Origin of the sequence: Pseudohalioglobus lutimaris (genome assembly GCF_002866825.1) — a bacterium.
Lineage (GTDB): Bacteria > Pseudomonadota > Gammaproteobacteria > Pseudomonadales > Halieaceae > Halioglobus > Halioglobus lutimaris.
In genome coordinates, this window is the sequence record NZ_PKUS01000003.1 from 27,886 (window position 1) to 45,886 (window position 18,001).

Here is an 18,001-nt window from a genome sequence, read left to right on the forward strand (position 1 = left end):
TAGTCGCGTTTATTCCCCGGACGCCGCCCGGTACCAGATGGGCGAGGTGTAGGCCCGCTCCTGTGTAGACAGGGGCACCGCGGCGTCCATGCCCAGGGCATAGCGCTGGCGGTCGTAGGCGGTCCAGCGCGGCGTTGGGATCTCCAGCACGCGGGCGTAGTAGAAGGCCTCCTGCTGCGGATCGAAATCCGGGTCCCGCCACACCGTCGCCAGCGAGGCTTCACCTATCGTGTTCAGCCAGGTCGCTGCAGTTTCGTCGACGGTGCTGCCCACCTCGGGCAGCTTGCCGTCTGCGCTCGCCTCGCGGCCATCGGACCAGACCACGTCGTAAACCTGTTCGTGGGTTTCACCCCGGTCGTCCAACCAGCCCTTGACGATCTGGATGCGGTCCAGGTTGGCGCCGAGCGGATCGCGGCTGGCGGCTACCAGGAAAACCGGCGAGCCGCCGCCAGCGGGGACCAGTTCGCCGCCCATGGGCACGCCCCCGGCGTAGCCTACGGCGGCGATATCCGGGCGCTGCGCATCCCCCGGCTCGAAGCCCCAGCCACCAAAAAAGCGCACGGCAATGCGTGAACCGGTGGTGGCGTAAACCTCGCGCCGCTTGATCGCATCCCATATCGCCTCACGGTTGTTTTCGTGCGCCCACACCGCCGCGTACCCGGAAGCGGCCATCTGCCAGCCGCGCACCACGGTATCGCCGGCCCGGCCAACCGCGTGCTGCCAGCGCTGCGGGCCCGGTTCAACGGCGCTGTGCTTGCCGAAGAAATTGTCCTCGTCCGCGGTGGCCAGACCGGTGTGGGAATCGGTCGCGCCGATCATGCCGAACTGGTAGGGATTGGTGCCCAGCGAGCGCTGCAGGTTGAGCCCGCTGCGCAGGGCCGCGCGGGCGTACTCCCTTGGCAGCATCTCAGGCGTCTTCGGCTTGCCCTCGAAGTTACCCAGGTCCCAGGTTTCGTAGTCGGCGAATTCGTCGTCCGGCGACAGCAGCGGGTGCGTTTCACCATCGCCCTTGATCTGCGTGACCTCCACCACGGGTTCCCAGCGCGCGCGCTGCGCCGCGTATTCGGCATCCACTTCCAGGCCGTCGAGACGTTCGGCGACCGGGAACATCAGCCCGTTACTGAGATTGCCGTTGTGCGGGATCGCCAGGGCCTTGCCGCCGGTCTTGCGCTCGTACTGTTCGAGGTGTGCCCAGAGCGAACGGGGATCCGGGTCCGCCTGCGATGAAAGAGGCGGTATACGCCCTGCCCTGTCGCTGCCGTCACGGAAAATGACCACGCGATGCAGGTTGCTGCCGCCCGGCGCGGACGTCCACTCATAGCCGAGCAGCGTGGTAAAGACACCAGGGCGGTTGTAACGCTCGGCGATCGCCACGGCGTCGCCCCATACATCCAGTTCCAGGTCCGGCGTGCTGATCCTGTCCAGCAGGCCAAAGGCTTCCCAACGCCCCTCCCGGGTCAGGAACTTGCGCTGCAGGGCGCGCTTCTCCTCCGGCGTGCCCTGCGTCAACACGCGATGCCACTGCGCCGCCTTGTCGTTGGCGATAAGCCGTTTATCCCCCTCCTGCACCCGGTTCATCAGGCCGAAGGACTCGGCGTGGTCCGCAAGCACCACGAAATCCAGGGGACGGGCCAGGCGGGCAGGCTCACCGTGCGTGCTGGTGACTGTCTCACCGGAGGCGAAACGGTACGCTGCCTCGGGACCAAGAGTAACGCCGAAGCCAAAGGCATCCGTGGACAGGCTGGAATGCAGGTGGGTGTCGCCCCAGAGCAGTGCCCGCGGCGGCTGCAGGGCAACATGGGGTGAATAGTCGGCGGCCTGTACCAGGTTCACAGTCAGGCCAATGGCCAATGCGAGGCCGAATGTGATGTTGTGGCGCATAGGCTTAGCTACCCTCTTATTCTCTTATGCTTGCCGACAGGTCAACGCGCTGACTCGCCATCGTTCACGAGGCCTCCAACTGCTGCTTCAGCTGGACCAGCGCGCGCCGGAAGATGCGGCCCAATACCCAGGCGGTCAGCTTGCCGGTAAATGGCAGCCAGGACTCGAAACGTATCGCCCAGCGCACCCGCGTGCACTCGCCCGGCTCCGCAGTGACAAACACATCGCCGCAGTGCCAGCGAAACGGCGCACCGCTGCGCAGGCGATAACGATAGTGACTGCCCTCCTCCCAGCTCACGACCTCCTCGGTAATGCGCAAACCGAGGGCCTTGAGTTCACGCACACAACCGGGACCCTCCTCCGCGGGCGCCCCGGGCCGCAGCACGCGGCCGCGAAACAGGGTCCAGTCACCAAGGCCTGCATGATCGATCAGTCGTTGCCAGACGCGCTCGGGCTGCGCGCGGATGAGGACTTCGTTCTGCACGTAGGCGCCGCCCGGCGAGAAGCCACTCAGGCTCCACAGGGAGGGCCGCGCGCACAGCATCTCCACGCTGAAGCCATCCGCATCATTGACGTACATGACCCGGAAAATACCGACATCCACCGGCTTGCCGTTAGGGCGCAGCCCATGCCCGGTAGCCCGGACAAAGGCCGCATCGAATTGCTCCGGTGTACGGAAACCCAGGGCGATGTTCATCACACCCTGGTCGCAAATCTGGTAACCGGCGGGTCTTGGCGCTGGCTGGGGATCGAAATACTGCACCAGTTCCACCAGGAAATTGCTTCCGCGCAAAAGCACTCTGTTTGTGCTGGCGCCGGGCAGTCCCCAGAGCGCCTCGTCCTCGTCGCTGTGCAGGGTGGCGTCAGCCACCTCCACAAGACCCAGCGCGTCGACATAGGTCACCTGCGCACGCTCCATGTCGGGCACGGAGACGCGTATGAAACGCACCACGGCGCCCAGTTCAGGGCGCACTATTCCCGGCGTGGAAGCCTCGATGTCCTCCAGCGGATCCCGCTCCAGAATTTCAATCCAGTTCCCTTCCGGATCGCGCACGCAGGTGCGCCGCCTGCCCGACTGGCCCACAGAGGCCGGCAGGGTCACATCGCTGTGCGCAGCATAGCGGCGCATGGTCGCGTCAAAATCGGCGACGCAGATACCGATGATGCTGTAGCCGATATCACAGGGCCGCCAGGCTGTTGGCTTTAAATTGGAACGCGGCCGGTAAAACTGGAAAAACTCCAGTTGGAAGTAATCCTGCTGGTCTACCAGCCAGGTCACCATCTCGGTGGGATTGGGATCAATCCCCTGTATGCGACGCGTCGGCATGGGCGGCACCGATACCAGGGCGCCGCTCCCGGGTGCCATCTCGAATACGTTACGATACCAATGCCGCAACTTCCCCGCATTGTGAGCGCAGAGTGCGACCTGGGCGATATGCGCGTCAGTCACGGCCTCTGGCCCTTTCCAAAACAGTGGTCCGAGCTGCGAACCGGGCTTGTAAAAAGCAACATCACTCACAACCCGCCATGGTCAGAATAATCTTGTCGGCTTTGCGCCGCAGTAGCCCCGGGAACCAGCGATTAAGCCGATCAATCATCCTCGCTCTCGACCCGGGTATGATGAGGAACTTGCCACGTTCCAGCCCGGCGAGAATGTCCCGGCAGGCCGCGTCCAGGCCGAGCGTGCCAGCGGCCAGCTTCAACTCCCGGGTGATAGGATCCATGGTCTTCAATTCCTCTTCTACCATGGGTGTGTTGACCTCTGGGGGACAGACGGCCGAAACCTTGATCCCACGGGGCAGGCACTCCATGCGCAAGGCACCCGCCAGCCCTACAACGCCAAACTTCGAGGCGCTGTAGGCCGAGTAGGCGTAATTGGGCACCAGGCCCGCCAGCGAAGCAACCAGCACCAACCTGCCCTGCCGGCGCATGTGCGGCAGTACCGCGGCGGCGAAATGGCGGCTGCCGAGAAGGTTGATATCCAGCACGCGAGAGAACTGCTCCGCCGACAGGTCCGTGAACTTGCCGGCTAGCTGTACGCCAGCACAGTTGATCGCCAGCGTAGGCGCGCCGAGCGCGTCGGCGACCTCACTGATTCGCTGTGACAGGACCTCTGCGTCGCGCACGTCCACCTCATGGAAAACTGCTTCACTGCCGGCCAGCGCGCCGATTTGCGCGCGCACCTCGGCACTGATGGTAAGGTCAAGCACTGCGACGCGGGCACCCTCGTCAGCAAAATGTCTGGCCAGGAACAGGCCGATGCCGCTGCCGCCGCCGCTGATCACTACCACCTGTTGCCGCTCGCTCATGTCAGTGCTGCCCTTATCCTATTCTGTGCTGCACTTTAGCCGACGGCTGGCAGGGTGATTTTGTAATTCGCGACAACAACTTGCGAATATGTGTCACGCAGCCCGGATTGCCGAGCCCGTGGCCTTGACAGCATGCTTCCGATACTTGATATTTGGCGACAGACATACGGTATATGGAATAACAAACGATGTCGGATTATCTGGTGCGAGCGTCAGCACTGACGGGGGTTCGCACTACCATCGAGCAACTTGGCGGTGACGCCAAGAACCTGCTGCAGCGCCTGGGCCTCGACGACGTTGAAGCCGATCCGGAATCGTGGATTTCGTACCCGCGCTTCCTGCTGTTACTGGAGCAGGCTAGCCTGGAAACTGACTGCCCGCACTTCGGGCTGCTGCTGTCCGAACATCAGGATGTCGGCATCCTCGGCGCACTGGGGTTCGTGATCCAGCAAGCGCCGGACCTGCGCACCGCCCTGCGCGAATTGATAACACGCTTCTCGTTCCACAACCAGGGCGCCAGTGTCTCGCTGAGTGTGGACAAAGGTATTGCCTCATGGCAGTTTGCCTGCAAACTGCAGGGCGAAGTACCCATCCGGCAGCAGGAGGATCTGGTCGCGGGTATCGGCGTGGATTTGCTGCGCCTGCTCTGGCGCACCGACTGGACACCCAATGCGGTCTATTTCGCCCATGGGGCACCCGCCAACCTCAAGCCCTACCGCGAGCGCTTCCGCTGCCCGCTGCACTTCGACTGGGACGTCCCTACTGTGACCTTCGATGCCACGATTCTCGACACCGCCATATCGCAGGCCAACCCGCAACTGCACCGCTTGCTCGAAACGTACCTGGACGAGTTGCATATCGCACATCCCGACAGCTTTCGCGACAAGGTCCGCTACCTGATCCAGCAGGCCATGTATACCGGCGACTGCTCCATAGAGCGGGTCGCGGCGACCCTGGCCATCAACAAGCGCACCCTGCAGCGACGCTTGAAGGCCGAGGGCACCAGCTTCAAGGAACTCCTCGACGAGGTGCGCTTCAATGCCGCCCGCAAGTACCTGCGCGAGTCCAACGGCTCACTGACAGTGCTTGCGGAAATGCTTTGCTATTCGGACCTGAGCGCTTTCTCCAATGCCTTTCGCCAACGCTTTGGCGTCTCCCCGCGTTGCTGGAAACAGCAGCGAATGGGACAACATGTGCAAGACCTCACGCAGCAGGCGCGATGACCTCTACCAGATTTTGCACGTCCACTTCGGCCGCTTCTTTGAGACTCACGCCTTCGAAGGCCTTGAGAAAGGGCATATCGAGTTTGACCACCGTACCGCAGGGCAGGATGTTGTCGAGATAACGGCCGTTCCTGCCATCAAACACGATGAACAGTTCAGCGCCCTCGTCACTCCAGGGAGTGTGGTCATTACCTTCGTCTTCCCAGGCCGCTTCACCGGGACCAAACTTGCCTTCGTCGTATTCCCAGTGGCCACTGATCGTATAGGCCACAGCCCGGCAGTGATGTATGTGGCGCGGCATACGCGTACCGGGCTCAAAGCGGATCTTTACGACCACGCGGTCCATCTCTTCATCTGCCTTGAGTACCTTGACGAATACGCCTTCTGCGCCCGGCAACGGTATCGGCAGCCAGTCCTGCTCGCCATCTCGCAGAATGCTCATTGACTCATTAATCATCGTTGTTCGCCTCTTGGGTTGGTTGGTGGCTGTAAGGCGCTGAAAGGGGCGATCCACGACTGTCCAAAACACCCGGACGCAACGCCTGCAGCCGGACACATCATCTAGCATGGCTGGGCTGCAGACTTTAGACTGCGCGACAGATAGTTTACATCCGGCGCCATTCATCGAGACAGTGATGGCGTGCACCTAGCGGATGCCCGAACGCGCCATCCCCTGCGGCGTAAAGAACTGCGGCGGCTTGCCGTTTTCGGAGCGCAGCGAACCGGGCGCCGGTTTGCCGGTGATATTGAATATGCCACTGACCAGGTCATAGTTCATCTCGGAAGTGGCCTGGGGCGCGGGGATGTCCCAGACCATAGCCTGCAGGCTGAAACCGGTGCGCCACAGGGTCCCCTCATTATCCCAGCGCATATTCTCCAGGCCGTGCCAGCTGTCTTCATCGATTAGTATGCGCCGCTTGCTGTAAATGTGCCGCAAGCCTTCCTTCAAGGTTCCCTCCACTATCCACACACGGTGTTTCTCGAAACGTATAAATTCCGGCTTGATGAACTTTTCGCCAAGCATTTCCGGCGTCTCGCGATTGAATATGGCTTCGTAGTTGTTGTAGGGGACTATCAGTTCCCGCTTGCCAAGAAGCTTCCAGTCGTAACGCTCGGGCGAGCCGTTAAAAACATAGGTGTCGTCATAGGTAGATGTTCCCGCCGACGCGCGCCGCGGTGTGTCGAATGAAACCGAGGGTGCCTTGCGCACGCGACGCTGGCCCTTCAGGTACTGCCAGGCAGAGCGCCCCTTGCCGGCAGTATAGTCTGCACCAGGTTCGTGAATCAGCAGAATTTCGCCGGCGCGTCGGGAGGGCGCGGTGAAGTTGGAGCGTAAGAATGCCCAACGCAGAATATTGGAATCATATTTTCTTCCCGCATCTTTAAAGGGCATGAACATGGGAAACTCCCAATACGTGTCGGTCGATGAAGCGAGGATGGCGTCGCCCTTTGAGTCGACATAGTACGTGGCATTGGCCTGCGCCCACTCGTATCCCATCCAGCGGATCATGTGATTCCACAGCGCCTCCAGGCCATTCTGGGGCATTGGAAACGGTACGCCAGCCACATTGCCAGCGATGCGCTGACCGTCATCTTCCAGCGCTGCTCGGGTGGCGTTTGCCCTGGTGCCATCGTAGTACCACTGCGGTGCGGCGAAAGTGCGGCGCGATGGATACACATTGATCTTGTATCCATCGGGACCCAGCCGCTTCAACATAGCCTGCTGTCCCTCGGACAAGACGCTGGTGTATTCGCCCATATTCTCATGCGTGATTGTATAGAGGATCTCGTCGTCCGCGAATGGGTTGGAGTAGAGGCCTTTTTCCGGATCAAATCCATCCGGCACTTTATCTACTCCACCGCCGGTCCATGGTGGAATCGAGCCATCCGCGTTACCAGTCGAGTTGGCGCCTGTAGGTGTAAGTTCATTACCCAGTTGCGCGGCGTCCTGTTCGCTTACAGCCGCTTGGAGGTTTGCTGTACTGCCTAATCCGACCGCGAGGGCCGCAATGAATACTTTGAGCTTCATAATTTGCTACCTCATTCTCTCTGTTATCAGAATGTTCGTTTGATCGTCAGGCTGACATTGCCACGGTCGCCGACGTTGCCACCCAGTGCCTCGTTGCGCGGCCCAAAGTTGAACGCGTAACGCAGATCAGTGCGCCACTCTTGCTTGTAGTCAAAGCGCAGACCCACCGCGCCCGACCCAAACTTGCGCGTGCCGCCGAATGCGATGGGCGAGTTTTCACCCATGTAGCCGTAGCTGATGTTCATGGGAGCGCGGACGTCCAATCCCGGTATGACCTGGAACCACTCTGGCGTGAAACGCAGGGCGATGGTGCCCAGCACCTCTTTCTTCGCGAGCCTGACATTCAACAGTTCTTTGTTTTCCGCCACGCTCACCAGCCTGGACAGTGTGGTTTCGAAGGCCCAACTGCCGCCATCCCACAGCGGTGAAGGAGAAAGAAACTTCACGCCATTGAGCACGATATGCCAGCTGTCGCCGTACGCGCCGGGATAGTTTCCAGAGTCACGGGCACGGACATCCCAGTCGTCAAAAGCAAACCCGTTCTGGCCAAGGTTCTCGGCCAGTAGATCGCGGATGCTATCCGGCATATCAGGCGGAATATCGCCTACGTGTTGGAGCTGGGCCTCGAGGTTGGTGTTCAGGGGCGCATCCATGCGATACACGAAATCGGAACCGAAGGACATTCCCCACATTTCTTTAGCGGCGCTGAAGCCCAGCAGTTTCACATCTTCCTTATACACCCAGTTAAAGCTGCCGTAGCCTAATGCCGGGTAACCACCACCGAGGAAGGTGTCTTGCAGATCTGCCGGCACGCCGTTGTTGAATTCCGGCCAGCTATCAACCAACTGCTGGAAGACCGCCCCGCCGGCCGCGGCTCGCAGATTGGCGAACTGCCCCAGATTCATTGCACCGTTAAGGCCCTGGGGTACCTTGTCGTTGTAATTGAGGTAATAGAGACCGAGGTCCCAGCCGCCATCCTCAATGTAGTAGTTCACTCCCATCCCCCATTCATGCTTGTCCGGGGTTTCGTCGCGGAACTTGGAAAAGCCCGAGCGTGGTGAGATAAGCTCGAGGGTTGCGGGGTCGATGAGGCCTGGGGAGAGCGTGGCGAATTCGTCGTCGGGGGTTATCCCTTCCACGCGGCTCTGATAGGTGGCCAGGCCGGGTGTCCGGTACTCCTCAAACTCGAAGGAGTAATAACCCACCAAACTGAGGTTGGAGCTGAGCTGTGCAGTCGCAGAAATCTTGTTGGTAGGCCGATACAGTTCCTGTGCCTCTGTGCCCGGCACACTGAATCCCTTGGCTGCATCGAGCGTGGTCATGGATCCGGCAATGCCGTGGATGGCACCGTTCAGAAACAAGCTGTTACCCCAGTAGATCGTGTGGCGTCCGGCACGCACGGTCAGGCCCATATCACCGAAGGTGAAATTTCCAAACAGGAAGGCATCGAGTAGCTCAGCGCCCTTGTAGTGCAGGTCAAGGGCATCGTCCGTGAATTCCCCCGGGGGAACACTTATCGAGCCCCAGGTGTCAGCGTAAAGCGGTGCCTCGAGGTATTCGTTGTAACCGGGATGTTCGCTGTCGCCAGAGTAGGCGTGGTCATACCAACCCGCCGCACTGACCCGGAAGCCAAACTGGTCTTTCCAGACCAGGTCAAACTCGGAGATAAGATCCAGGCGATTGTTTACGATATCCCCACGCTCCCAGCCCAGGTCGGCATCGTCTCCCAAAATCGCCTTGGAACCGCCGTCACCGACGATCTTTTTATCAATCTTTTCTGCGCGGACAGTGAGGTTGTACTTGAAGGTGTTATCCCAGCGTACGGTCAGGTCGGGGTTACCCGTGTCTATCTCAAAAGCCTGGGAAGTCATGCTGGCTAACAACAGGGCGCTGAATATCGCAGTGCGCCTGCCCGGACCAGCTGTCGTCGGATCGAATGCAGTGGGGCATTGATTGAACGCTGTTTTCATTATCTCCTCCTTCCATTTATCCCGTGCATCAAAATTTGCGGTGTTCTCTATGCGGAGAGAGCCAGCAAGTGTTGCCTTGCTTTCTCTTTGTCCAGCCGCTGCATGGCATCAACTGCCCGCTTCTCCATGGCCTGCTCCAGTTTTGCGATGATGTCGGCCTTTTTGCTATCGCCGAACATCACCTCAATGCCGTCGGCGTACTCGATCAGCGGCACTGGTGAATCGGGGGCGAGGGCAACGGCAATATCGTAGTGTTCAAAGGCGCCGTCTCGCTCAGCGCCATAGAGCATCTTCGCCATCAGCGCGCCGGCCTGGTCGGATATCGCGGCATGCCAACCGGCAAGCGTGACATGCCCCTCGGCGTGGTCGTTATCCAACTCGAGGCATTTCTGCGCCTGCTCCTTGATGCGCCCGCCAAAACCCTGCGCCAGGGCTTCGATCATGGAAATAAACTGGCTGTAGCGCCCCATGCTGACCGCGTGCATGTAGTGCAGGTTGGCGGTGGACAAGCCCGTGGCCTCCGCTTCTTCACACCACTTGATTACCTGCTGGAACAACGCTGACTTCCTGCCTTCATCTTGCTCCACGTATTGCGCGTAGATCGTCGCCGCGAACGCAGCCGGCACGATGCCCTCGCCACCGATTTCGCGCCCAAGCGTCACGGCCCCGGCGAAGTCACCCAGGTGATAACGGCGCCAGGCTTCCTGTACCTGCGGGTCCTCGGGGTAAGGCTCGTTGTTGCCGGCATGGAGCAGCGGCCAATTCGTGGCCAGCCCGTCGCCGCTGAGGTCCAGGTCGCTCATGTCTATGGGGGTTTTGGCCCAGTTGTCAGTCATTTTTCTATCCTCTCTGTGTACAGAGAACCCTCGTTGGCGGAAACGCCCAGAGTCACTCCCAGTTGCTGTTCGATGTCCTGCGGCACGCTGTCGGCGAGTTCATGCAGTGAAATACCGGTCAACTCTTCCAGGCTACCGTTGCCGTGGCGAAGCGCGCTGGCCTGGCTGCTATCTCCCACCATGACTTCACACAGGGAACCCCAGTCCGGTGCACTGAGATACATGCCCGCTGTCAGCGCGGTGCAGTGTCGGTTACGGATCTGTGCAACACCCAGCAACTTCCTGCCGTGCCGGTCCACCAGTTCCCCGTGGGAGAGCGAGCTGTAACAGGCCCAATCGAGTCCACGTTGCCTGGCGGAGAGCTGAGAGCGCCTGGCTTCATCCGGAGCCAGCAGGTGACTATCCACGCCGTAACGAGCCAGCACCGAGCGCCAAAACTCACCAATCCATTTGTAAGCGGCTACTGCACTGCATCGACTGAGCCGGTGCTGTACCGGCAGAAAGACAGAGACGCTGAGCATTTCAGGGCCTGCTATCACCGCGCCGCCACCGGACTTTCTCCGCACCATCGGCAGCGCGCACCTGGAGGCGCGTTCAAGCTGCATGGCATCCGCCCGTTGCGATCGCCCAAGCACGACGGCGGCCTGTGCGTAGCGCCCTGTCATCCAGCGGGGGCCGTCGATCTCGCCGCTGATAGTCGATTCGATCTGTTCTTGTTCGAGATGGGCGAGCATCGCTTTATAGCTCCGCCTGTTCCAGGCGCTGTTTCAATTCACTGAGGAACTGCGCTGCAGGATGGCCATCGAGGGCTCGGTGATCGAACACGAGCGTGAGTTCCATGACCGGGGCGATCGCAATCTCTCCGTCGACGACTAAGGCTGTTTCACTGATGGAACCTGCTCCCAGAATGCCAACCTGGGGAGGGTTCAGTACCGGGGTAAACCACTCCACTGCCGACTTGCCGAGGGCGCTGAGCGTAAAGGTGCCACCCTGGAATGCCGAAGCCGGCAGGTTATTGCTGCGCGCTTTCTCCGCGAGGTCTGCGACCGCGTCCACCAGCTCGGGCGTACTCATGCTCTGCACGTTGCGGATAACAGGCACCAGCAGGCCCGCATCTGTGGCCACGGCCAGCGCGATATTGACCTCGTCATGCAACTGCACCCCGGCATCGCTCAGCGTGGCGTTGACCAGCGGATGATTTTGCAGGGTCTGTGCCAGCGCCTTGATAAGCAGGTGCGTTATGGTGACCTTTTTCCCCGTTTCCTGGCGCTGTTGCTCAATCAGCGCCTGACAGGAGGAAACATTGAAGCGGATTCCCTGCGCCACCCTTGGAGCTTGCCAGGCCTGGCTCAGGTTGCGAGCAATCATGCCGCGCAAGCCTTTCAAGGGGATCAACTTGTCACTCGTCATGACGCTGCCCTACTCGATTTCAGCCAGGGGCTGATCACGGCCGAAGCTGTCTTCCTCGGCAACCAGCAACTTGACCACTGTGCCGTCGACAGGTGCGCTTATCTCGTGAGTGGTCTTGATCAACATCACGTTGGCCAGCACCTGGCCGGCGCTTACCGTGTCACCCTCACTGACCAACCATTCGTCGAGAAGCGCTTCCGCATCGTCCTCCAGGTCTTCCCAGGCTTCAGCGGCGAGTTTTACGATAGTCGTCATTCTCTGGTCTCCTAATTTATGCAACGGTCAGGTTCATCATGTCGGTGACTGCGTCGACGATATGATCGGGTTGGGGTATAGCCGCGTACTCCAGCGGGCGGCTGTAGGGTATGGAGACCCCGGGGATGCCCAGTCGGCGAACGGGCGATTTCAGCGTAATGCTGTCCAGGCGTTCTGCTACCAGTGCGGTAATCTCGCCGGTCATGCCATAGTTCAGGTAATCTTCATCGACCACCAGCAAGCGTCCTGTCTTACTGACAGATTTCACCAGCGCGTCTGTATCAAACGGCACCAGCGTGCGTGGGTCGATAATTTCAGCGTCGATTCCCTGTTCCTCCAGTTGCCTGGCGGCTACGACGGCTTTGGCAACTGTCTGCGAAAAACCGACGATAGTGACATCGCTGCCTTCTCGCACGATCCGCGCCTCGCCGAAGGGGATGGCGTAGGATTCCTCGGGAACGTTGCTATCAATCTCCGCATCCACGAAGCCCATGATGGGCAGACCCATCAGTGCCTTGTGGAACATGTACACAACCGGGTTGTTGTCGCGGATCGCCGTTGTCATCAAACCCTTGGCGTCGTGCGGATTCGATGGCGCTACCACTTTGAGACCAGGCACGTGCGCAAAGAGACCGTGGAGTGTCTGGGAATGCTGCCCCGCGTCAGAGAAGCCGCCCCCGGTGCTCGCGGTGATGACCAGGGGCAGTTTTACGGCGCCGCCGGACATATAATGGGTCTTGGCGATTTCATTCATGATCTGGTCGAAGCAGACCGCCATGAAATCGACAAACATCAACTCGGCAATGGGACGCAAACCTTCTGCTGCGGCGCCGAGGGCGACACCCATAATCCCGGTTTCGGATATGGGCGTATCCATGACCCGCTCGCTGCCGAACCTGGCGTGCAGACCCAGCGTGGACTGGAACACTCCGCCCATCGCGCCGACATCTTCCCCGATCACGAAAACATCGTCGTCTCGCTCCATCTCCTGAGCGACGGCTTCGGTCATGGCCTGGTAAAAGGCCTTCTTGCGAATAGTAGTCTCTGACATCTGCTAGTCTCCCGATGCTCAATCAGCAAAAACGTGTTGGAAGGCCTCGTCAGCGGCCGGATAGCCGCTGACCTGGCCGAACTCGAAGGCAGCTTGTATGCGGGCAGTCACCCGCGACTTGATTTCTGTTTCCGCTTCGGCGCTCAAAACACCTTGCTGCTTGAGCTGCTCTGCGTAAGCGGGAATCGGGTCCTGTTCCCGCAGGCTGTCGACCTCACCTTTCGGCCGGTAAGGCTCGGGATCGCCCTGGAAATGACCGTAATAGCGGAATACCTTCGCTTCGATGAGAGTGGGGCCACCGCCGCTCCGCGCACGCTCAACCGCCTGGCCGGCTGCTTCGAAGACAGCTTCCGGATCAACCTCGCCAACGCTGATGCCGGGCATGTTGTATGCCGAAGCACGCTCGGCTATCGACTCCACCGAGGTCGAAACGGACTTGGGTACGGAGATGCCGTAGTTATTGTCCTGGCAGACAAAAACTACCGGCAATTGCCACAGTGACGCCATATTGAGCGCCTCGTGAAACGCCCCTTCATTGGACGCGCCTTCACCAAACTCGGCCACGGCAACCCAGTCCTTGCCGCGCTTCTTCGCCGCCAGTGCAGCCCCGACAGCATGGGGAATACCGCCACCGACAATGCCTGTGCAGGCAAACTTGGTGGCCGGGTCAAACAAGTGCATGTGACCGCCCTTGCCGCGACAGAGGCCTGTGACCTTGCCGTAAATCTCCGCGGTCAATGCATTCAGTTCTACACCGTGGGCAATGGCGAAATGATGGGTGCGGTGCGTGCCCCATACCGAATCGCCTTCTTTCAGGTGCGCACACACACCCACGGCAGCCGTCTCCTGGCCCGCCGACAGGTGCATTTCGCCCGGGATGGTGCCGGCGCCGATATCAAAGGCCAGGCCCTTCTGGATATTTGGCGGCATCTTGCCGTCGAAGTAGGCCATGGCGAGGTAATCCTCGTAGTCCCTGATCAACACCATGGTCTCGTACATCCAAAGCTGTTGTGCTGCTGAAACTGGCATGACTAGTGTTCCTGTGAGTGGGTTGAAAGGATAGGGTTCGTGTAGCAGTCGATGACGCTTGCCCGCCGAACATCCGTGCGCCCGAGTGCCCGCGCCCCGAAGCGGTTCGAAATGAGCAGATCTCCGCGAACATGGGGCTGGGCCACAGCACTGTCAATTCGACTGGCGCCACCAGCAATAGCTTGTTTTTTCCAAGTAGCCTTCATTAGCTTTGTCATCTGGATACTTAGTTGACTGAGTACTCAGGCTACGTGGCTTCCCATAGAGAAACTTTAGGATCAACGACAAATAGTTTATGAATGGCGTCACCGGGGATTTCAAATAACAGCACGACACCACATGAATGCAAAAGCCGTAATGGCTTGCACTACGCCAGCCTCATCACCTGCTGAACTCTGGTATCGCCGGGTGCTACCTGCGTGAGTCGAGCGACTCTGTAAGGAAGGTGCCGGGTAGCTCGCTAAAGCTTGTAGCTGGACACCATAAGCGCTTCAAACCAGGACGCGGGTACCAGCCGCTTCAGCAGCGCAGCTGCGCGCTGGCCGGCTCCGCCCACGTTATAGACTGGCTTCAGCTTGCGCTTGCGCACCAGTCTCAGACAGAGATCCCCTAACAGGTCGGGATCGGCACCATTCTTCTCGTCGCGCTCGACAATCGCCATGGTCGTCTTCAATTGCGCTGACAAATGACTGGTTTGAGATTCGCTGCTGAAGCGCCGCGAGGCCGTAAAGCCGGTAGCGAAGTCACCTGGCTGAATGACCGTTGCATCGATGGGAGATCCGTGTAACTCCAGCCTGAGCGCGTCAGATAGTGCCCGTGTCGAAAACTTGGTGGCACAGTAGTGCGACTGGAAAGGCAGCGCGATCTCACCACCGAGCGAGCCCACCGCGATGATGCGTCCAGAATCTTGCTTACGCATGATCGGCAGCACTTTGCGCAACATGCGGATAGCGCCAAAATAATTCGTTTCAAACTGGGCTCGAGCCTCTTCAATAGAAGTATCCTCTACAGCGCCACAGATGCCAAAACCGGCGTTGTTGATCAATACGTCGATACGCCCTGCCTGTGCCATGATTCTGTCGACACATTGATCCACGGAATCATCGTCATTGACATTCATCTGCAACAGAGTGGCCCGGGGGTGGCTGAGTTCATCTTCCAGTCCGGTACCAAAAACGCGATACCCGGCTGCTGAAAGCTTATCCGCCATCTGCAGGCCAAAGCCCGACGAAGCGCCGGTAATGAGCACGACTTCTTCTTGCGACTGCGGAGTCGACCCATTCACGACCTCAAGTGCTCGCGGTTTACCCACAGGTAACGGGTGATGATTGCCGAGACGGAAAGGCAAAAAATATTGATGACTGTCTCCATCACCATCGGCCCGTGCATACCATTGTACATATCGTTCCAGACGTTATACGAAATATCGATCAGCGCGAGAAACAGCAGGCCGCCCACGGCAGTCATACCGGTGTAGATACTCCATTCACGGGCTTTGCCCAGGCCTACGGCGGTAGCGATAGCGCAGATCGCGATCATGCCATCCGGCGCGGGAAAGTTCCGCTGGAATATGTGGTAGCAGGAATCCGCCGTGGAATGCACCGTGCCGTCGGTAAAATAGGATATCCAGTAAGCGACAATGCCTACTGCGGTAACCCAGAGAGTAACCTGGATCGCCTTACTGGCCTTGAAGTCACTTTGGTTCATGTTGTCAGCACCTTTTTTTCTGCAGATTAGACGAGAAACCGAAAGACCCCGTCGACCGAAACAGGGATGGCGGCCCACAGACATGCTACCGAGATCGCGCAGCCCTGCTCGCCGCGGAAGACGAGAAATTTGTTATCCGGGAAATACCACCAGCACAGCCATTTGAAGTTGGCGATTTCATAGATATAGCCAATTGCAAAGGCAATCAATGTAACCTGCAGCGCGCCCCATTGGGTAACCTGTGCGGACAGCGTGCCCATGACAATGCCGAACATCAGCAGCACATTGATTACTGGCGAACTCGGTTTGTGGTAAATCCACCATCGCGCTGACCTGGCAACGGCTTCCGCACCAATGCCGAATGCCATCGCAGTCAACCAGTAAGAGATTGTCGGTGTCACAGCGCGTACCTGACGACAAACAAATTTCGAACACTATAGCTCCTGCACTTCGACGGTTCTTTATATTTGGCGTCACAAAGTTTTGTTTTGGTGACAGCATGAGAACGACAGTAGCGGTTCGGGACTTTGTAGCTAGCGCCGGCACTTGGCACTCGGGTTGACAAGCCTGGTCTCGGCTTATTTAGCGGCGGGCACTACAACATCCACCAATGGTCGATGGTTCGCTCCCCGTCGCTCTGTGATTTTGATACGATGCTGCGCTCACAGCACAAAAGGTGTGTCGGGCATGCACAATAAGTTACTGATCCTGTTGTCGGCTTTTCTGGCGGCACCGCTCTTCGCTGGCTTCGTTGCCGCTGACACGGCAGCGGACGAGCGTCCCAATGTTGTTTTCATGCTCTCGGACAACCTGGGCTACGGCGATCTCGGTTCGTACGGTGGCGGCGCTGTGCGCGGCGCACCTACGCCGCGACTCGACGAGTTCGCCAACCAGGGCCTCCGCTTCACCAACTTCAATGTTGAGGCCGAGTGCACACCCTCGCGCTCGGCATTGATGACCGGCCGCTACGCGATCCGCTCCGGTACGACCCGGGCGGTGCCCGTGCCGGGTATACCCCAGGGTCTGGCGCCCTGGGAATACACCATGGCGGAAATGTTCCGCGATGCAGGCTACGACACCGCCATGTTCGGCAAGTGGCATATCGGGGCGAGTGAAGGGCGTTTCCCCACGGACCAGGGCTTCGACATCTGGTGGGGCTTCCCCAACAGTACCGACGTGGCCAGTTTCCCCCACGCCATTGGCTTCGAGGAAGGCCTGCTGCCGAGCTTTCCCTTCTACGAGGGCACAGCAGAATCCGGCGCTAAACCTGCGGGTGAGTATAATTTGGAGGCCCGGCCCCTGGTGGATGAGACCATTACCGAGCGCGCGATCAGCTATATCCGCGAACGCGCCGGGGATGACAAGCCATTTTTCCTCTACCTGCCTTTTTCACTGGTACATCACCCCTCGCTGCCCCACCCTGATTTCGACGGCATCACCGGCAACGGGCGCTTCGCTGACGCGATGGTTGAACACGATCATCGGGTTGGCCAGGTCCTCGACGCACTCCAGGCTGCCGGCCTGGACGAGAACACCCTGGTGGTGTACGCCAGCGATAACGGCCCTGATCGGGCGGAGTTCCCCCACGTTGGCGACACCGGCCCCTTCCGCGGCTACCTTGGTACCGTGCATGAGGGCTCGATCAGGACGCCGATGATACTGCGCTGGCGCGGCAAGGTGACACCGGGGAAGGTGAGTAATGAGATCGTGTCCATTCATGATTTCATGCCCAGCTTCGCTGCCCTGGCGCACGCCGAACTTCCGGATGATCGCGCCTATGACGGCGTCAACCAGCTGCCATTTTTCACCGGCGAAACCCAACGCTCAGCACGCGAGTCGGTGCTCTTCTTCCATGACGACACCCTGATAGCCGTGAAGTGGAAACAGTTCAAGATCTACCTCAGGGAAGAAGGCGTGGAACGAACCAACGCCACCTATCGCGACCTCTGGGCGCCGCGGGTCTACAACACCATGATTGACCCCAAGGAATCGCATGATATCGCGCACCAGTCCTATCTGTGGACCCTGGCCCCCCTGCTGCAGGAAGTCATGCCATTCGTCTACAGCGTAAACAATTTTGGTCTCATACAACCGGGCGCCGACAAGCGCAGCGACGCACAGGTCAATATCCCGTTTTTCAAGCCAGAACTCCTGGAGCGTTCGCTGAATAAACTTAAGAAACAAGCGGCTATGGGATCCTAGGGGAAAGCACTGAAGTCTTTAGGTTGCCTGGGATTCTTCGATGAGGATGTGGGACGGATTGAACCCGCCGCTTATCCTTTTGTGCCGGAATTGACAACT

Annotated in this window: 17 protein-coding genes; 2 read left to right on the forward strand and 15 right to left on the reverse strand. The window is 59.4% G+C overall.

Going from position 1 to position 18,001, the window contains the following annotated elements; all coding sequences use genetic code 11:
* Nucleotides 1–9 precede the first annotated feature (9 nt).
* The 3 genes from C0039_RS04745 to C0039_RS04755 form a co-directional block, all read right to left on the reverse strand.
* Entirely contained in the window at nt 10–1,881 is a 1,872-nt protein-coding gene (locus C0039_RS04745; protein WP_076001895.1) for a DUF3604 domain-containing protein, read from the reverse strand.
* Nucleotides 1,882–1,945: 64 nt separating this feature from the next.
* Nucleotides 1,946–3,331, reverse strand: coding sequence for an SRPBCC family protein (locus C0039_RS04750; RefSeq protein ID WP_133125938.1), 1,386 nt, complete (start codon nt 3,329–3,331; stop codon nt 1,946–1,948).
* Nucleotides 3,332–3,392: 61 nt separating this feature from the next.
* Nucleotides 3,393–4,190, reverse strand: a complete 798-nt coding sequence (locus tag C0039_RS04755; protein ID WP_076001897.1) for an SDR family NAD(P)-dependent oxidoreductase — start codon at nt 4,188–4,190, stop codon at nt 3,393–3,395.
* 188 nt (nt 4,191–4,378) lie between these two features.
* Between C0039_RS04755 and C0039_RS04760 the strand changes: the two genes are divergently transcribed.
* Nucleotides 4,379–5,413, forward strand: a complete 1,035-nt coding sequence (locus C0039_RS04760) for an AraC family transcriptional regulator (protein ID WP_076001898.1) — start codon at nt 4,379–4,381, stop codon at nt 5,411–5,413.
* On the opposite strand, the gene C0039_RS04765 is transcribed toward C0039_RS04760, so the two are convergent.
* The 12 genes from C0039_RS04765 to C0039_RS04820 all read right to left on the reverse strand — a co-directional run bounded on the left by C0039_RS04765 (nt 5,394) and on the right by C0039_RS04820 (nt 16,068).
* Nucleotides 5,394–5,870, reverse strand: a complete 477-nt coding sequence (locus tag C0039_RS04765) for a cupin domain-containing protein (RefSeq protein WP_076001899.1) — start codon at nt 5,868–5,870, stop codon at nt 5,394–5,396. The genes C0039_RS04760 and C0039_RS04765 overlap by 20 nt on opposite strands.
* A gap of 189 nt (nt 5,871–6,059) precedes the next feature.
* Nucleotides 6,060–7,442 carry a DUF1329 domain-containing protein gene (locus C0039_RS04770; RefSeq protein ID WP_076001900.1) on the reverse strand — a complete coding sequence of 461 codons (1,383 nt, stop codon included), beginning with the start codon at nt 7,440–7,442 and terminating at the stop codon, nt 6,060–6,062.
* Nucleotides 7,443–7,468: 26 nt separating this feature from the next.
* Nucleotides 7,469–9,412, reverse strand: coding sequence for a DUF1302 domain-containing protein (locus C0039_RS04775; protein WP_101517404.1), 1,944 nt, complete (start codon nt 9,410–9,412; stop codon nt 7,469–7,471).
* A gap of 47 nt (nt 9,413–9,459) precedes the next feature.
* Entirely contained in the window at nt 9,460–10,248 is a 789-nt protein-coding gene (locus C0039_RS04780) for a hypothetical protein (RefSeq protein ID WP_101517405.1), read from the reverse strand.
* Nucleotides 10,245–10,982 (reverse strand): lipoyl protein ligase domain-containing protein, encoded by a 738-nt coding sequence (locus C0039_RS04785; RefSeq protein ID WP_076001904.1) that lies wholly within the window; start codon nt 10,980–10,982, stop codon nt 10,245–10,247. Before C0039_RS04785 ends, C0039_RS04780 begins: the two co-directional genes overlap by 4 nt.
* A gap of 4 nt (nt 10,983–10,986) precedes the next feature.
* Nucleotides 10,987–11,658, reverse strand: coding sequence for a dihydrolipoamide acetyltransferase family protein (locus C0039_RS04790; protein ID WP_076001905.1), 672 nt, complete (start codon nt 11,656–11,658; stop codon nt 10,987–10,989).
* Between the two features lie 9 nt (nt 11,659–11,667).
* Nucleotides 11,668–11,913, reverse strand: coding sequence for a lipoyl domain-containing protein (locus C0039_RS04795; protein ID WP_076001906.1), 246 nt, complete (start codon nt 11,911–11,913; stop codon nt 11,668–11,670).
* 16 nt (nt 11,914–11,929) lie between these two features.
* Entirely contained in the window at nt 11,930–12,964 is a 1,035-nt protein-coding gene (locus C0039_RS04800; RefSeq protein ID WP_076001907.1) for an alpha-ketoacid dehydrogenase subunit beta, read from the reverse strand.
* A gap of 18 nt (nt 12,965–12,982) precedes the next feature.
* Complete coding sequence (locus C0039_RS04805; protein WP_101517406.1) at nt 12,983–13,993, reverse strand: thiamine pyrophosphate-dependent dehydrogenase E1 component subunit alpha; 1,011 nt, start codon at nt 13,991–13,993, stop codon at nt 12,983–12,985.
* A 460-nt stretch (nt 13,994–14,453) separates the two neighbouring features.
* A complete protein-coding gene (locus tag C0039_RS04810) occupies nt 14,454–15,278 on the reverse strand; it encodes an SDR family oxidoreductase (protein WP_133125939.1) in 825 nt (274 codons plus the stop codon).
* Nucleotides 15,275–15,700, reverse strand: coding sequence for a hypothetical protein (locus C0039_RS04815; RefSeq protein WP_101517408.1), 426 nt, complete (start codon nt 15,698–15,700; stop codon nt 15,275–15,277). The genes C0039_RS04810 and C0039_RS04815 overlap by 4 nt, the downstream gene beginning before the upstream one ends.
* 26 nt (nt 15,701–15,726) lie before the next feature.
* Nucleotides 15,727–16,068: a hypothetical protein gene (locus C0039_RS04820; protein ID WP_076001910.1), complete on the reverse strand. Its 342-nt coding sequence runs from the start codon at nt 16,066–16,068 to the stop codon at nt 15,727–15,729.
* A 319-nt stretch (nt 16,069–16,387) separates the two neighbouring features.
* Here C0039_RS04820 and C0039_RS04825 point away from each other — a divergent pair, with 319 nt between their 5' ends.
* Complete coding sequence (locus C0039_RS04825; RefSeq protein ID WP_101517409.1) at nt 16,388–17,902, forward strand: arylsulfatase; 1,515 nt, start codon at nt 16,388–16,390, stop codon at nt 17,900–17,902.
* Nucleotides 17,903–18,001: the final 99 nt, after the last annotated feature.

Excerpts from the sequence above, each read along its gene's own strand:
- C0039_RS04780 (WP_101517405.1), bottom strand. The coding sequence starts at position 10,248 with ATGACTGACAACTGGGCCAAAACCCCCATAGACATGAGCGACCTGGAC.
- C0039_RS04760 (WP_076001898.1), top strand. The coding sequence starts at position 4,379 with ATGTCGGATTATCTGGTGCGAGCGTCAGCACTGACGGGGGTTCGCACT.
- C0039_RS04805 (WP_101517406.1), bottom strand. The coding sequence starts at position 13,993 with ATGCCAGTTTCAGCAGCACAACAGCTTTGGATGTACGAGACCATGGTG.
- C0039_RS04755 (WP_076001897.1), bottom strand. The coding sequence starts at position 4,190 with ATGAGCGAGCGGCAACAGGTGGTAGTGATCAGCGGCGGCGGCAGCGGC.
- C0039_RS04790 (WP_076001905.1), bottom strand. The coding sequence starts at position 11,658 with ATGACGAGTGACAAGTTGATCCCCTTGAAAGGCTTGCGCGGCATGATT.
- C0039_RS04745 (WP_076001895.1), bottom strand. The coding sequence starts at position 1,881 with ATGCGCCACAACATCACATTCGGCCTCGCATTGGCCATTGGCCTGACT.
- C0039_RS04785 (WP_076001904.1), bottom strand. The coding sequence starts at position 10,982 with ATGCTCGCCCATCTCGAACAAGAACAGATCGAATCGACTATCAGCGGC.
- C0039_RS04800 (WP_076001907.1), bottom strand. The coding sequence starts at position 12,964 with ATGTCAGAGACTACTATTCGCAAGAAGGCCTTTTACCAGGCCATGACC.
- C0039_RS04770 (WP_076001900.1), bottom strand. The coding sequence starts at position 7,442 with ATGAAGCTCAAAGTATTCATTGCGGCCCTCGCGGTCGGATTAGGCAGT.
- C0039_RS04825 (WP_101517409.1), top strand. The coding sequence starts at position 16,388 with ATGCACAATAAGTTACTGATCCTGTTGTCGGCTTTTCTGGCGGCACCG.
- C0039_RS04820 (WP_076001910.1), bottom strand. The coding sequence starts at position 16,068 with ATGGCATTCGGCATTGGTGCGGAAGCCGTTGCCAGGTCAGCGCGATGG.
- C0039_RS04815 (WP_101517408.1), bottom strand. The coding sequence starts at position 15,700 with ATGAACCAAAGTGACTTCAAGGCCAGTAAGGCGATCCAGGTTACTCTC.
- C0039_RS04775 (WP_101517404.1), bottom strand. The coding sequence starts at position 9,412 with ATGAAAACAGCGTTCAATCAATGCCCCACTGCATTCGATCCGACGACA.
- C0039_RS04795 (WP_076001906.1), bottom strand. The coding sequence starts at position 11,913 with ATGACGACTATCGTAAAACTCGCCGCTGAAGCCTGGGAAGACCTGGAG.
- C0039_RS04765 (WP_076001899.1), bottom strand. The coding sequence starts at position 5,870 with ATGATTAATGAGTCAATGAGCATTCTGCGAGATGGCGAGCAGGACTGG.